Annotated in this window: 11 protein-coding genes; all 11 read right to left on the minus strand. The window is 68.7% G+C overall.

The features are described 5' to 3' along the window. Window positions 1–77 precede the first annotated feature (77 nt). The 11 genes from EYF70_RS13770 to EYF70_RS13820 all read right to left on the minus strand — a co-directional run bounded on the left by EYF70_RS13770 (window position 78) and on the right by EYF70_RS13820 (window position 15,596). Window positions 78–710, minus strand: a complete 633-nt coding sequence (locus EYF70_RS13770) for a DJ-1/PfpI family protein (RefSeq protein WP_131145918.1) — start codon at window positions 708–710, stop codon at window positions 78–80. Between the two features lie 77 nt (window positions 711–787). Further along, on the minus strand, window positions 788–1,990 hold the full coding sequence (locus EYF70_RS13775) for an ABC transporter substrate-binding protein (protein ID WP_131145919.1): 1,203 nt from the start codon (window positions 1,988–1,990) through the stop codon (window positions 788–790). Window positions 1,991–2,012: 22 nt separating this feature from the next. Continuing rightward, window positions 2,013–3,872: a feruloyl-CoA synthase gene (locus EYF70_RS13780; RefSeq protein ID WP_131145920.1), complete on the minus strand. Its 1,860-nt coding sequence runs from the start codon at window positions 3,870–3,872 to the stop codon at window positions 2,013–2,015. Window positions 3,873–3,881: 9 nt separating this feature from the next. Continuing rightward, window positions 3,882–5,327, minus strand: coding sequence for an aldehyde dehydrogenase (locus EYF70_RS13785; protein ID WP_131145921.1), 1,446 nt, complete (start codon window positions 5,325–5,327; stop codon window positions 3,882–3,884). 90 nt (window positions 5,328–5,417) lie between these two features. After that, window positions 5,418–6,251 (minus strand): p-hydroxycinnamoyl CoA hydratase/lyase, encoded by an 834-nt coding sequence (locus EYF70_RS13790; protein WP_131145922.1) that lies wholly within the window; start codon window positions 6,249–6,251, stop codon window positions 5,418–5,420. A 136-nt stretch (window positions 6,252–6,387) separates the two neighbouring features. Continuing rightward, window positions 6,388–8,148 carry a tannase/feruloyl esterase family alpha/beta hydrolase gene (locus EYF70_RS13795; RefSeq protein ID WP_131145923.1) on the minus strand — a complete coding sequence of 587 codons (1,761 nt, stop codon included), beginning with the start codon at window positions 8,146–8,148 and terminating at the stop codon, window positions 6,388–6,390. Window positions 8,149–8,474: 326 nt separating this feature from the next. Then, the gene (locus tag EYF70_RS13800; RefSeq protein WP_131145924.1) at window positions 8,475–10,112 is read right to left on the minus strand and encodes a rhodanese-related sulfurtransferase; all 1,638 of its coding nucleotides are present in this window, start codon (window positions 10,110–10,112) and stop codon (window positions 8,475–8,477) included. Between the two features lie 15 nt (window positions 10,113–10,127). After that, window positions 10,128–10,769 (minus strand): cysteine dioxygenase family protein, encoded by a 642-nt coding sequence (locus tag EYF70_RS13805; protein WP_131145925.1) that lies wholly within the window; start codon window positions 10,767–10,769, stop codon window positions 10,128–10,130. 12 nt (window positions 10,770–10,781) lie between these two features. Then, on the minus strand, window positions 10,782–12,113 hold the full coding sequence (locus EYF70_RS13810; protein ID WP_131145926.1) for an LLM class flavin-dependent oxidoreductase: 1,332 nt from the start codon (window positions 12,111–12,113) through the stop codon (window positions 10,782–10,784). Then, window positions 12,110–13,117: an ABC transporter substrate-binding protein gene (locus tag EYF70_RS13815; RefSeq protein ID WP_131145927.1), complete on the minus strand. Its 1,008-nt coding sequence runs from the start codon at window positions 13,115–13,117 to the stop codon at window positions 12,110–12,112. Before EYF70_RS13815 ends, EYF70_RS13810 begins: the two co-directional genes overlap by 4 nt. After that, complete coding sequence (locus EYF70_RS13820; protein WP_131145928.1) at window positions 13,107–15,596, minus strand: TonB-dependent receptor plug domain-containing protein; 2,490 nt, start codon at window positions 15,594–15,596, stop codon at window positions 13,107–13,109. Before EYF70_RS13820 ends, EYF70_RS13815 begins: the two co-directional genes overlap by 11 nt. Between the last annotated feature and the right edge of the window lie 5 nt (window positions 15,597–15,601).

The raw sequence follows: 15,601 nt of genomic DNA on the forward strand, positions 1-15,601 counted from the left end.
CCAGCCATCGCCGCGCCGGGGCAACTATGAAAATCGCCAAAGGCACCTGCGAATTTTGCGGCCGCCGCCGCGCCGGATCACGCCTGGGCCGGGCCCATCGACGCCACCAGCGCGTGATACCACCGCTCCTTGCGCGTCTTGTGCAGCTGGTACCAGGCGCGGATGGTTTCCGGCCGCCACACCTTCAGCATCTTGAGCACTTCGGCGGAAAATTCCAGCGGGGCCAGGCCGGACGCCGTGACGAGGTTATCGCCGCGCACCGCCGGCTCCTGCCGGTACAGCTTCTCGCCACGATAGTCGGGGCACGCCTGCTTGAGGAAGCCCAGGTCGTTGCTGGTATGGCGCCGCGCATCGAGCGCGCCGACGCTGGCCAGGCCATCGACGGCGCCGCAGATGGCCGCCACGTTGCGGCCCGCGTCCAGCGCGTCGCGGGCGAATTCCAGCACGGGACGCAATTCCGGCTGGTCCCAGCGCTCGCCGCCCGGCAGGATCAGCACGTCGCCCTCTTCCAGCACGAGGTCGGCCAGCGCCAGGTCGGGCGTGTGCGCCGCGCCGCCCATGCTGGTCACCTCGTCCATCGTCACACCCACCTTGTGGAACTTGAATTCCGCCAGCGGGTTGGCGAAGAAGCGGCGGCTGTGCAGCTCCGCCGCCAGGTAGCCGATCTCCCAATCGGCCAGCGTATCGACCACCACCAGGTAAGCGCTCATGGATTCTCCTTGTCAGTCGGGCATGCCAGTATATCGCCATGCCCGGCGCGGCGACAGCCCATGAGCGGCTGGCCGGTTCAGCGCGGCGGCACGTTCTCCAGCACGCCGATGGGCGCGTTGACCAGCTTGCCGTCGATCTTCTTCACCTCGCGGATGTACATGTTCTGCACGATGTCGCGGGTGGCGGGATCGATGCTGATCGGCCCGCGCGGGCTGTTCCATTTCATGCCGGCCAGGGTCTTGATCGCCGTCTCGCCGGTGACCTTGCCATTGAGCTTGCGCACGGTCTCGGCGATCATGCCCATCGTGTCGTAGGCCGCCACGGTGACGAAGGTGGCCGCCGGCCGCTTCGGATTGGCCGCCGCGTAGGCCTTCAGGAACGCCTTGTTGGCATCGTTGTCCAGCGCCGTCGAGTAGTTCAGCACCGTCACCGCGCCCAGCGCCCGCTCGCCCAGCGCTTCCAGCGTCGGCGAATCGCTGGTCATGTCGCCCACGCCCAGGAACCGGATGCCGGCCTTGTCCAGGCCCTTGTCGGTGAAGGCCTTCAGCAGCGCGGTGCCATCCTCGGCGCCCGGGGCGAAGAAGAACAGCGCATCGGGCTTCTGGTCCTTGGCGCGCTGCACGAATGGCGAATAGTCGGGGTTCGCCAGCGGCACGCGCGCCGAGCCCACCACCTTGCCGCCCGCCTCGCTGAAGCCCTTGATGAACTTGGCCTCGGCATCGGCGCCCGTGCTGTAGTCGCTGACCAGCGTGTACACCGTGCCGATGGCCTTGCCGATCCGGTTCTTGCCGGACCAGGTGCCGAACGGTTCCGTCATCTGGTGCATCGTCATCGACGTGCGCACCATGTACGGCGACTTGTCGGTGATGCCGGTGGTGACGGCATTCATCACGATCATCGGGGTCTTCGCGCGGGTGGCCAGCGGCGCGACAGCCAGCGCGCTGGGCGTCAGCGAAAAGCCGATCAGGAAGTCGACCTTCTCGCGGGCGATCAGTTCCTGCGCCGCCCGCTTCGAATGGTCGGCATTGGAACCGCCGTCGTCGCGGTAGATCACTTCGATCTTCTTGCCGGCCACCTGGTCTCCATACTGGTGCAGGTAGGTGCGGATACCGTCCTCGAACGGCTTGCCGATGTTGGCGAACGGGCCGGTCAGCGCGGCGATCACGCCGATCTTGATGGTGTCCTGGGCCTGGGCCTGGCCGGCCAGCGACAGGCAGGCGATGGCGATGGCGCCTGCGATGGTGCGGGCTGTCTTGCGGGATGCTATGCGAAGTTTCATGGTGTCTCCTCCAATGATGTTTTTAATTGCCTTGTTGTCCGGCCCGGATGGTCGCTCGATCGCCACCCTCGTACATCCCCTCCACCTGCGCGGCACGCCGCGCCAGGACTGCCGCCTGGTTCACGGTGCCCTTGTCCGTCAGTTCACGGTGATCGATCGACGGCGGCTCTTCCTGCAGCCGCAGCATCGCCACGGCGTTCGACGAGCCCGTCGACCCGGCGTTCAGCTGCCGCAGCAACCCGCCGAAGAACTCCCGCACCGGCGCGCTGGCCAGCACCTCGGCCGGCGTCGCCGCGGCCCCCAGCCCGGAAAGCGCCTGGCAGTGTTCCATGCGCGGGAAGACCAGCAGGCCGATGGCGTTTCGGTCGATGCCGGTGACCACCACGTCGAGCACGTACGGCGCGCCCATGCTGATCACCTTAGCGCGCAGCGGCCCCACGCTGACAAAAGTGCCGGTGGCCAGCTTGAAATCCTCGGCGATGCGCCCGTCGAACATGAAACCCAGGTCGGGCTGCGCCGGATCGGCGAAGCGCAGCGCGTCGCCCGTGCAGTAGTAGCCTTCGTCGTCGAACGCTTCGGCCGTGAGCGCGGGCATGCGCCAGTAGCCCGGCATCACGTGCGGCCCCTTGAAGCGCGCTTCCAGCTTGCCGCCGACCGGCACGAGCTTTACCCGGCAGCCCGGCGCCGGCACGCCCACGTAGCCGGCGCGCACGATCGGCCCGGTGCCGAAGGTGCACGATGGCGACGTTTCCGTCATGCCCAGCCCGGTCATGATGCGGATCGATTCGCCGCAGTGGCGCACCGCGATCGCGTCGAGCCGGTCCCAGGCCGCCTGCGACAGCCCGGCCCCCGCGCAAAAGAACAGTTTTACCCGCGAGAAGAAGGTGTCGCGCAGGCCGGCGTCGGCTTCCAGCGCATCCGTCAGCATCTCCCAGCCCTTCGGGATGTTGAAGTACACCGTGGGCGCGATCTCCTTCAGGTTGGCCAGCGTGCGCCCGATCTCGGCGGGCGTGGGGCGGCCGTCGTCGAGGTACAGCGTGCCGCCGTTATACAGCGCGATGCCCACGTTGTGGCTGCCGCCGAAGGTGTGGTTCCACGGCAGCCAGTCCACCAGCACCGGCGGTTCCTCGCCGAAGAACGGAAAGGTCTGCAGCAGCATCTGCTGGTTGCTGCTCCACATGCCGTGCGTGGTCACCACCGCCTTCGGCTTTTTCGTCGACCCGGAGGTGAACAGGAACTTGGCGATCGTGTCCGGCCCGACGGCGGCATTGGCCGCGTCGACGGACGATGGTTCCGCTTCCAGCAGCGTGGCGAAGCGGGTGGACGCGAACCCGGGGACATCGCCGCTATCCAGGATCAGTTCCGCATCCGGAGGAAGAACGGCGGCGATCGCCCGGCCGAAGGCGTTGCCATCCGATGCGTAGACGGCGCCCGGCGTCAGGTGCGCCACCAGTTCACCGAGCCGGCCGAAATCCGTGGCGACCAGCGAGTAGGCGGGAGACACGGGCACGTACGGCACGCCGGCATACATGGCGCCCAGCGCCAGCTGGTAGTGCTGCAGGTCGTTCCCGGACAGGATCACCAGCGGCCGCTCGGCGGACAGGCCGCGCTCCAGCAAGGCCTGGCCGATGCGGCGTACCCGGTCGAGCATGCCGGCGTACGTGATGCGGATCCACGCCCCATCCGGCCCGCGCCGTGCCACCAGCGTGCGCTCGGGGAACTCGCGGGCGCCGCGCACCAGGCAATCCGTAAAGCGGCGCGGCACCTCGCCCAGCGGTGTTTCGGCATCCACGTACCAGGCTTCTCCGGCCTGGCGCACGGCAACCTGCGGGCGGCCGATCGCCACGGGGCGGCAGCGCCCCGGCATCTGAGATGCGATCATGTGCCCTCCTCAGATCGGGTAGTGGCGCGGCGTGGTCTGCACCGTGATCCAGCGCAGGTCCGTGAATTCGGCGATCGCGGCCTTGCCGCCGAAGCGCCCGTAGCCGCTGGCCTTCACGCCGCCGAACGGCATCTGCGCCTCGTCGTGCACGGTGGGCCCGTTGATGTGGCAGATGCCCGATTCGATGCGGCGCGCCACCGTTATCGCACGGCCGATATCGCGGCTGAACACCGCGGCGGACAGCCCGTATTCGCTGTCGTTGGCCAGCCGGATGCCCTCTTCGTCGCCATCGAAACGCACGATCGAGACCACCGGCCCGAACGCTTCCTCGCGGTACGCGGCCATGTCCGGCGTCACGCCGTCGATGATCGCCGGTTGCAGCAGGTTGCCGTCCGCGCTCGGCACCGCCGGGAGCACGGTCGCGCCGCGCTCCACCGCATCGCGCACCAGCGCCGCCACGCGCTGCGCGGCAGCCGGGTCGACCATGCCGGCCAGCGGCGCATCGGCGTGGGCCGCCTTCAGCGTCGCCGTCTTGGCGGCGAATTTTTCCAGGAAGGCCGGGGCGATCTTGCGGTCGACCAGGATACGGTCGGCCGACATGCAGATCTGGCCCTGGTTGAAGAACGACGAAAACGCCGCCGCTTCCACGGCGGCATCGATGTCCGCATCGTCCAGCACCACGACCGGGTTCTTGCCGCCCAGTTCCAGCAGCACCGGCTTCAGGTGTTTCGCCGCCTGCTGCGCGATGATGCGGCCCACGTGGGTCGACCCAGTGAAGTTGATGCGCCGCACCGCCGGGTGGGCGACCAGCGTTTCCACCACGGCAGCCGCATCCTGCGGCGCATTGGTGATCACGTTGACGACGCCGGCCGGGAAGCCCGCTTCCTCGAAGACGGTGCCGATCAGCCGGTGCAGGGCCGGGCATTGTTCGGAGGCTTTCAGGACCACGGTATTGCCGCAGGCCAGCGGCATCGCTACCGCGCGCGTGCCCAGGATCACCGGCGCATTCCACGGCGCGATGCCCAGCACCACGCCGCAGGCCTGGCGCACGCCCATCGCCAGCGATCCCGGCACGTCCGACGGAATCACTTCGCCGGCGATCTGCGTCGTCATGCCGGCCGCCTCGCGCAGCATGTTGGCCGCCAGCGTCACATTGAAGCCGTACCAGATCGGGCTGCCGCCCGCTTCGGCGACGCCGCGCGCCACGAACTCGGCGCGGTATTTTTCCATCGTGTCGGCCGCCTTCAGCAGCAGGGCGCGGCGTTCGGCCGGCGGCATGGCCGACCAGGCCGGGAAGGCGCGCTGGGCGGCATCGGCGGCGCGCCGGGCGTCGTCGACGGTGGCTGCCGCCGCGCGGGTGGCGGTGTCGCCATTGGCGGGGTTGCGGCGCTCGAATGCGGCGCCGTTCGAAGCGGCGGACGGGCGGCCGTCCACCAGCAGATCGGTCTCGAACATGGTGTCTCCTCGGTATTCTCGTGGGCCGGCAGGTCGTCGTGACTCTTGTGGCCGGCCCGTACTATAAAGGATGGCTTGCGCGGCGCGCGATCAGCCGCGCTTGTAGGCTTGCAGGCCCGGCTTGATGGTCTTGTCGTCCAGGAACTGCTTCAGGCCTTCCTTGCGGCCCTTTTCCGGGTCGCGGTAGTTCGACTGGTCGGTCTTCGCGTACAGGTAGTCCTCGCCCTGCTCCCAGGTCAGCTCGCGGGCACGCTTGAAGCCCTGCTTGGCGTAGCGCAGCACCACCGGATTCTTTTCGAGCAGGTTGCGCGCCAGCGCGATCACGGCGTCGCGCAGTTCTTCCTTGGGCACGCTGCGGTTGACCAGGCCCATCTCGGCCGCCTGCCTGCCGGTGAAGGTCTCGCCCGTCATGATGTAGTGCAGCGCCTGGCGGTGGCCCATCGTGTCCGCCACGGCCTTGCTGACCAGGTTCCCCGGCGGGATGCCCCAGTTCACTTCCGACAGGCCGAACACGGCATCGTCGGCGGCGATCGCCAGGTCGCACGCCACCAGCGGCGAGAACGCGCCGCCGAAGCACCAGCCGTTGACCATCGCGATGGTGGCCTTGCTGTACATGCGCAGCAGCTTCCACTGCCATTGCGAGCAATCGCGGCGGATCCGTTCCTGGGTGATTTCCGGCTTGCCGTCGGTCTCGCGGAAGTACTCCTTCAGGTCCATGCCGGCCGACCAGGATTCGCCGGCGCCCGTCAGCACGATCACCTGCGCGTCGTCGTCCAGTTCCAGCGTTTCCAGCACGTCGATCATTTCGCGGTTCAGCGTGGGGCTCATCGCGTTGCGCTTTTCCGGACGGTTCAGCGTGATCCAGCCGATGCCTTCCGCCACGTCCACTTTCACGGTTTGCCAGCGTCCTTCGTAGTTGCTCATGCCTGTCTCCTCGGTGTCATTGCTTTGTCTGGTTTGTCTGGTTTGTCTGCTTTATCAGGCTACCTGATATGAAGTTCATACTAGCCCTAATCAGGTAGCCTGACAAGTATTTTTTTCTGCCTGTTTTTCTGCCTGCTTATTTGCAGGCGAAGCTGGCCGCGTCGTCGATATTGCCGCCGGCGTAGGTCGCCACTTTCGGCCAGCTGCACAGTGGCCGCGACCGGCCTGCGGGGATGGTGCCGAGGCCCGGATTGGCGCTGGCCGTGCGCGCCGTGGCGCGGATCGCCTCCGGTTCGACGCCCTTCTCCACCCAGTCCACCAGCGGGGTCAGCATGTCGAACTGGTCGGTTGCCGGGCCGCCGGAGCAGTGATTCATGCCGGGTACGGCGAACACGCGGGCGAACGATGGCGTGTCGGCGTAGTTCGCCTTCAGCGCGTCGAGCCACTTTACCGTGTCGTCGAACGAAAACACCGGGTCGCTCACGCCGTGGAACACCAGCACCTTGCCGCCGCGGCCACGCAGCGTGTCGAGCCGGCCCGGCGTGGCGGGGGTCATGAACGACATCGACGATTCCTTGAACCGGTCCGTGGTGGCGTATATTTTCGCGGCATCCGTGTCGAAGCTGAAGTTCAGCGCGTAGTCGAGCAGCGCCGTGCCGCTGGAGGTCAGCGCGGCGGGATCGGCTGGCGGCGTCGAGAAAATCAGTGCCATCGATGGCGCGCCCAGCGTGGCCGTCAAGCCCGGGGCGGTCGCCGAACCCAGCTTCCACACGCGCCAGCCGCCGGCCGCCAGTCCCGGGTCCCACGACCAGCGCGCATACAGGGCCTTTCCGGCCGAGTCTTTCGGGCCATCGTAGACCTTCTGCAGCGCCGCCTTCTGCGTGGCCGTCAGGCACGTGCCGTCCGGCGACGCGGTACACGTGGGCACATCCTTCGCCAGCGAGAACGTGGCCTGGCAGCGCGCGGTGTCCGCGACCATGCCGTCGGTGGCACCGTCGAGCGCATCGCAGCGTTCCAGAATCTTGCCGGCGACCAGGCGCAGGTCGAGGTCGGAGAAGCCGGCGCCGATGTTCGGCCGGCCATCGGCACCGCGCGGCGCCGCGCTGGCCAGGGCCTGCGCATCCCACATCTGCGTGACGGCCGCCTGCGGCAGGTTGTAGCCGGGCGCGCCGGCCAGCACGCCGTCGTACTGGTCGCCGAAACGGCTGGCCGCCACCAGCCCGTGCCGGCCGCCGTTCGAGCAGCCGACGATGTACGAGCGGTCCGGCCCCTTGCCATAGGCCGCCTTGATCAGGTTCTTCGCCATCGGCGTCAGCTGGCCCACCGCGTTGTAGCCATAGTCGAGGCGCGCCTGCGGGTCGAGGCCATACACCTGCCCGGCGATCGCCCCCGGCCGGGTCGCATCGGGCACGTGGCCGGCGTCGGAACTGATCACCGCATAGCCCTGCAGCAGCGCATTGCTGGACGGGCCGCCACCCGGCAGGTTGCCGAACGCCGCGTTGCCGCCGCTGATGCTGCTGTCGTTGCCGCCATTGGCCTGGTAGAAGAAGCGGCCGTTCCAGTCGCGCGGCAGGCGCATCTCGAAGCCGATCGCATACGGCCGGCCATCCACGCCCGTGCGTTCGTTCATCTTGCCGAGCACCACGCAATGCTCCGGCATCGGCGTGGCCACGCCGTTCAGGGTCTGCGTCACGCTGCCGGCCGGCGCCAGCGTGGCCGACGTGATCGAGGTGTTGGCGAAGGCCGCCTTCGCGGCGAGGTCGGTGCAGCTGGACAGCGTGGCGCCGGTGGCCGCGGCGAGATGCGTGGACGTGGCCTGGGTGCTGCTGCCGCCACACGCGGCCAGCGCCGCGGCGAGCGCTATCGCCGTCAGGGACGTACGGAAGGATGTGTGCATGGGGTCTCCGGTTATTATGGTGTCGATATCAGGTGACCTGATATTAACGTCATGGTAACTCCGGAAAGCTTGTGGTGACAAGCGCCCGTTCACACACCAAAACCACTGGGGATAGTCCTTGAATCCGTAAAGTTAACGGTCACACGAGACATTGAAAGCGCATGCATTCACCCCAGCAGCGAAGGGCTGGGGTCAGACCCGGCGGGTCTGACCCCGGAATCTGCACTTGGGGTGGCTTCTAAAATATTCCCTCGAAAAGGGGACTGTCCCCGGTTGGCTGTCGCGCCAAGAGTGTTGTAAAACTGATACCGCAGCCTGCCGAAGGGTCAGTCCGCCGGGTCTGCGTCCAGGACCTGGAAGCCGTGCGTCCCGTCGCGCGCCAGTTGGTCGACCAGTCCGAATTCCCAGTCCAGGTAGGCCTGCATGGCTTCCTGCCGGTTGTCGGTGCCTTCGTAGGGACGGCGGTAGCGGTCGATCAGCGGCGATGCCAGGCGGGTGGCGCCCTCCTCGACCGGCAGCCCGGCGCCGATCCACGCCGCCGTGCCGCCGGTGAGCACCTGCACCGGCAGCGCCGTCAGCGGCCGCAGGTCCGCCGCCACGTAGCGGGCCAGCTGGCTGCTGCCGCAGGTCAGCACCAGGCGCCGCGCCGACCCGGGCAGGCCCGCCAGCACATCGGCCAGCTGCGAGCGCAGCGCGAAGAACGCGCCCGGGATATGCCGCTTCACGTAGTTGGCGCCGCTCGTGAAATCCAGCACCACGGTGCCTTGCGGGTCGTCGTCGATCCAGCGGGCCAGCGTGGCGGCCGCCACTTCCGGCGTGGCCGGCGGCGCGGGTACCTCGGCTTGCCAGGCCGGCGCGGCGCGGAAGTCGGCCGGCGCCAGGCCATCGACCACGTACACCTCGTTATTCAGCTGCCGCAGCCACGAAGCGGTCAGGTTGGCGCGCACCCCGTCGCTGTCGGCCAGCACGAAGCGGGCACCCCGCACGGGCGCGAACTGCTCGGTTTCCTGCACCAGCTGGCCGCCCGGCGCCGAACGGAAGCCCGGCAGGCTGCCGTCCGCGTACTCTTCGGGGGTGCGGATGTCGAAGCAGTACGTGGTACGCGTCGCATCGCCGCGCAGTAGCGCGAGGCCGTGCGTATCGACGCGCCGCACCCCGGCCCGGTCGGCCAGCGCGCGGGCATCCGCGGCCGCCTTGAGCCGGTTCGCTTCCGTCACGGGCGGATGGCGGCGCGACTGGCCGTGTTCCAGCTGCTGGCCCGCCAGCGTCCAGCCGATGGTACCGTTGCGCAGTGCCGCCACGGGGTTCGGCAAGCCGGCATTGATCAGCGACTGCGTGCCGATGATGCTGCGCGTGCGCCCGGCGCAATTGACGATCACCCGCGTCCGGGGATCCGGCGCCAGCTCCCGCGCGCGCAGCGCCAGCTCGCCGCCCGGCACGCTGGTGCTGCCGGGGATGCTCATGGTCTGGTACTCGTCGTAGCGGCGCGCATCGAGGATGACGATATCGGCGCGGCTGTCGATCAGTGCCTGCACCTCCTGCGCGGACAGCGACGGTGTGTGCCGCCTGGCTTCGACCAGTTCGCCGAACGCCTTGCTCGGGACGTTGACGTCGCGGAACAGCTCCCCGCCCGCCGCGCGCCAGCCCGCGATGCCGCCCTCCAGCACGGCGACATCCGTGTAGCCCAGTTCACGCAGGCGCGCCGCCGAGGCGCCGGCCAGGCCCTCGCCGTCGTCCAGCACCACCACCGGCACGTCGCGCCGGGGCAGTTTCGTCCAGGCGTCCAGCTCGATGCGGCCATAGGGAAAATTGGCGGCGAACAGCGGGTGGGCCTGCGCGTGGGGATCTTCTTCCCGCACGTCCAGCAGCGCGATCTCGCGGCCGGCCAGCAGCGCCTCGCGCACCTCGGCGAAGGAGCGTGCCGGGAAGCCCGCTGCGCCGGTTTCGGTAACTTGTTTGCTCATGGTGTCCTTGAATGGTCAAGCCGCGTTGGCATAGCCGGAGCGGAAAGGCTTGCGGCCGCCTTCCCTCGTGTACACCGAGCGATCCACGGCGCCGATATCGGCGCCATACACGTGGATGCCGATGGACACCCGGTCCTCGTATGCATTGAAAACCTGGTGGATGTCGCCCAGCGATGGCGAGACCGCCGTCACCGAACCGGTCTCCAGCCGCACCGGCGGGCCATCCGGTACCAGCGAGCCGTCGTCCAGCCGCCGCCACGCCTGCGACACTTCGGCACCCCGCAGCAGCCCGACCAGGCCCCACACGGTATGGTCGTGGATCGGTGTCGACTGCCCCGGCCCCCACACAAAGCTGACGATGGAAAAGCGCGCTTCCGGGTCGAGGTACAGCAGGTATTGCCGGTAATACTGGGGGTCGGGCCGGGCCGCGTCCGCCGACAGCCAGCCATCGGTGCGCAGCAGGTCGCGCAGCAGCGCGCCGCCTTCCGCCACGATCGCCGCCTCATCGGCCCCGCTCTCGAGCAGCACGTCGAAGCCGGCGACGAAATCGCGCAGCGGCGCGGGCAGGTGCGGTGTCGCCAGCTCGTGACTGGAGGGGTCATGATTGGCGGGGTCATGATTCGCGGGTTCTTGATTCGCGGGTTCTTGATTCGTCATGGCATCCTCCCGTCAGGCAGCCTGGCGCCGGCGCGCCGCGGTGTTGCGGTTTTCCGGCACGGCCAGGCCCAGGTTGCCGCGCAGCGTCGCGTGTTCGTACTCGCGCCGGAACAGTCCGCGTTCCTGCAGGATCGGCACCACCTCGGCCGCGAAGGCTTCCAGCTGGTACGGCAGCGTCTCGAAGAAGATGAAGCCGTCGGCGGCACCGCCGTCGAACCAGCGTTCGATCGCATCGGCCACCTGCGCGCCGGTACCGACGAACTCGCGGCGCGGGCTGGCGAAACGCAACGCCGCCTGCCGCAGCGTCAGCTGTTCCGCGCGGGCCGCCGCCACGATCCGTTCGGACGTGCTGCGGTTGCTCTGCGCACCGTGCGCGGCGATATCGGGGAACGGGCCGTCCAGCGGATACTGCGACAGGTCGTGTTCGTTGAAGGCCCGCGCCAGCGCCACCAGCGCATCCTCGACGCGCACCAGGCCGACCGCTTCGCCATACAGGCGTTCGGCGTCCTGTTCCGTGCGGCCGACGATGGCGCGCAGCGCGGGCAGCACGGCCAGCCGCGCAGGATCGCGGCCGAACGCGGCGGCGCGTGCCTTGATGTCGTCGTAATACGCCTTCGCCCCGTCGAACGACGCGCCTTCGGTAAAGATGGCTTCCGCATGCCGGGCGGCGAAGTTGCGCCCTTCTTCCGAGGCGCCGGCCTGGAAGATCACCGGCTGCCCCTGCGGCGAACGGGCGATGTTGAGCGGACCCCGCACGGAGAAGAACTCGCCCTTGTGGTGCAGCGCATGCAATTTCCCCGGGTCGATGAAGCGGCCGCTGGCCTTGTCGTGCACCAGCGCGTCGTCCTCGTAGGAATCCCACAGTCCCCGCACCGTTTGCAAGTGCTCGGCGGCGATGCGGTAGCGGACCTCGTGCGGCGGGTGCACGGGCTTGCCGTAGTTTTCCGCGCTGCCGGACAGCCACGACGTGACCACGTTCCAGCCGGCCCGGCCCCGGCTGATATGGTCCAGCGAGGCGAATTGCCGGGCCACCGTGTACGGTTCGCTGTAGCTGACGGTCAGCGTGCCCACCAGGCCGATATGGCGCGTGTGCGTGGCCAGCGCCGACAGGATCGTCAGCGGTTCGAAGCGGTTCAGGTAGTGGGGGCTGGATTTCTCCGTGATGTGCACGCTGTCGGCCACGAACAGGAAATCGAACCTGGCTGCTTCGGCCACTTTGGCCTGGCGCAGGTAGAAGTCGATGTCGGTGCTGGCACGGGGATTGGCGTCGGGGTGGCGCCAGTCGCCCCAGCCGGGGCCCACGCCATGCAGGATGAAGCCCAGTTTCAATTGACGGTCGCTCATGCGGAAACTCCCAGGTTGGGGTTGAACAGGGTCGGGTCGACCAGCGCTGCGGCGTCGACCCGGCGGGGGAACAGCTTGGCCGCGTAGAACGCGTCGGCCACCTGCTGCAGCTGGGCGACAATCGCCGCGTCCACGGCGCGCAGCTGCGGCTTCTCGCGGCCAACGACGCGGCGCACGACTTCCGGCGGCAGGCCGGTGATCTTCTGGAACACCCGGCCATACTCTTCGGGATGGGCATTGGCCCAGGTGTTCGACCGGGCCAGGCGCTGCAGCACGTCGGCCAGCGCGGCACGCTTGCCCGGATCGGCCAGCGCCGCGTCGGACGCGGCGATCACGCCGATGCCGGAATTGATGCCCACGCCGTCGCGCAGCACGCGGGCGCCGCGCAACTCGGCCGCCGCCTGGTACACGCCGAAGGTGGCCCAGGCCTCGATCTGGCCGCCGGCAAAGGCCACCGCCGCATCGCTGGGCAACATGAAGCCGGTGGTCACCGCTTCCGGTCCCAGCCCCGCTTCGCGCAGCGCACCGAACAGCAGGTAGTGCGCGACACTGCCGCGTGCCGACGAAACCACCACCTGCTGGCCTTTCAGGTCGGCGACCGACTTGATCGGGGAACCCGGCGGCACGAGAATCGCCACCAGCGACGGCGACGACACGCTGGCCGCCACCACTTTCACGCGCGCGCCGCCGGCCGCCGCGGCCAGCGCCGGGGTATCGGCGGCCATCGCCGTATCGACATCGCCCGACACCACCGCCTCGAACAGCGGCGCGGCGCCCTGGAAGCTGGCCCACTGGATGGTGTAGGGCGTGCCTTGCAGGACATTGGCCGCCTCGGCTTTCGTGCGCAGCAGGTTGACCTGGTCGCCCAGCACCACGGTCACGCGGGACAGGTCGGGCGGCGCGGCGCCGGCACCCGGTTGCGCCGCCTCGCGTGGACTGCATGCGGCCAGCGCGGCAGCGGGCAGCAGCGCGAGCACGCGGCGGCGTTGCGGTTTAAAAGTCATGGCTCACCTTGGCGTAGTAATAGACGCCCGACGGGGCGAACGGTGCCGGGCCATAGGTAAAGCCGCTCGAGCCGGTATTGGCGTCGCCCGGACCGTTCTTGTCCGGCCGGACATCGAACAGGTTGGCCGCGCCCACCACCAGCCTGACCTTCTTCGTCAGCGCGTAGCTGACATCCAGGTCCGTCAGCCACTTCGCGCCGAAGTGGTAGTCCTGCGCGCGGTTCGCCGTGGTCTGCCACGTGAACGAGTCGTAGCGCGTGGTCTGCAGGCTGGTTTCAAACGGTCCGGCAAACCAGCGGGCCGACAGGATCAGCTTGGTGCGCGGCGTGGCGGTCAGGTCGCCGATGCCGCCGCCGGCCGAATAGCCGAACCACACGGAACTGCCGCCCGGATTGGCGCCCAGCGCCGTGATCGCGCCAGGCGCGGCATGGATGCTGGTGATGGTGGTCTTGTTCCAGTTCAGCGCCGCGCCCCAGCGCACCACGCCGAAGCGGCCGTAGTCGCCCGTGGCATCGGCCACCAGGTCGACGCCGCGCGTGCGGGTATCGACGCCGTTGGCGAAGTACTGCACCCACTCGGAACCCGTCAGCCCCGCGGCCAGCAGCGTCGGCGCGAAGGCCGGCCCGAACATGTAGCCGGTGCGCACGATGCGGTCCTTGACGCTCACCTGGTAGGCGTCGAGCGTGACATTCACGCTGTCGGCCGGCTTGAACACGAGTCCCAGCCCGAAGTTCACGGATTCCTCCGGTTCCAGGTCGCGCGCGCCGAACGCGCGGGCCAGGGCGGAATCGTTGCGCAGCAGTTTCGACAGGCTCGGCGCCACCACGCCCGTCACCGGGTTGATGTTGGTGCGGTTGTCGGTCTGCGAGTAGCCGGCCTGCGTCAGCGACGGTGCGCGGAAGCCCGAGCCGGCCGTGCCGCGCAGCGCGACCTGCGGCGTGAGGTCGTAGCGGGTGTTGATCTTGCCGCTCACCGTGTTGCCGGCGCTGTCGTCGTAGTGTTCGAAGCGCACCGCGCCGCCGACGAACCATGCCGCCGTGGGCTGGAATCCCAGGTCGTTATAGGCGGCCAGCACGGTGCGCCGCACCCGCGTGGCGTCGGCCGGCGACAGCGCCACGCCCGCCTGGGCGCCCACGGCGGCCGGCTTGCCCACGTTCGGATCGCCTTCCTGGTCGCCGGGGCGGAAAATGTAGCCGCCATTGACATAGCCCAGCGGGTCGCCAGCAAATGTCGAGAACCGTTCCACGCGGTGCTCCACGCCCCACGACCACTGCAGCGGTTTTGCCTGGCCGATGGCCACTTGGCGGGTCGCGTCGAGGTTGTTGGTCCACTGCTCGAAGCGGTAGGTGGCCAGGTTGTCGAAATGCGTGGGCGACGCCGGGCCCAGCGATGGATTGATCGTCCGGTTGCTGTACTGGCGCGCGTGGTTGCGGCCATAGCCGCTGGACAGGTCCCAGTTCCATCCCGCCGTGCGCCCGCGCGCCCCCACGTTGAGCTGGTAATCGTAGGCGCTCATGTTATTGAGGGCGAAATAGCCGTCGGGGAAGAGCTGGCCGATGGTGGCCAGGCCGTTCGGCCGCCGGAAATTGTTGCCGGCCACGGTGTTGCGGTGGCCGGCCGTGCCGAATGCATAGAGCACCACGTCGGCGTTGTAAGGCAGCTCGGCGTTGAAGCCGACGTCATAGGCTTCGATGCCCGGGTCGCCGTTGTGCGCGCCATCGCGGTTCCACGTGGCGTTCTTCGGGTTCGACGCGGGAGAATACGCGACCAGGTTGGTGGCCGGGAAGTTGTCCCAGCTCTGGCCGCGCTTGCGCGCCGCGCCGCCGAGGTGCAGGAAGCCCGCCTCGCCCAGCCGGAAACCGGCATTGCCCTCGATCTTGCGGTTGCGCGTGTCGCCGCTGCCGTGTTCCAGTTCGCCATAGCCCACCTGCACCTGCCCGCCGTGGTCGGCCGTTTTCAGGATCACGTTGACGACGCCGGCCACCGCGTCGGACCCGTACTGGGCCGCGGCGCTGTCCTTCAACACTTCGACATGGTCGATCGCCGCCAGCGGGATGGTGTCCAGGTCGATCGCATTCACGCCGCTCGTGTCGCCGCCGCCGTTGGTCAGCAGCGCGCCGTTGTGGCGCCGCTTGCCGTTGACGAGGACCAGCGTGTAGGCCGGCCCCAGCCCCCGGTTGCTCACCGGGCGCACCACCGAGTTCACGCCCGCCTGGTTGGTGCCGAAATTGAACGATGGCAGCAGCCGGGCCAGCGCCTCGGCCAGCTCGGCGCGCCCTGTGTGGATCAGCTGTTCGCCGCTGATCACGTCGATCGGCGCCGGGCTGTCCGCCACCGTGCGCGCTTCGCCGCGGACCCCGGTCGTCACCACCACGTCCTGGACCTGGCCAAGGTGCTGCGCCCACGCCGTGCCGCCACCGGCCAGCCCGGCGGCAAGCAGGGCAAGGTGAAGGGCGGTCTTCTTGTTGGTTCGATGCATGCGTT

Source organism: Pseudoduganella albidiflava (assembly GCF_004322755.1).
GTDB lineage: Bacteria > Pseudomonadota > Gammaproteobacteria > Burkholderiales > Burkholderiaceae_D > Rugamonas > Rugamonas albidiflava.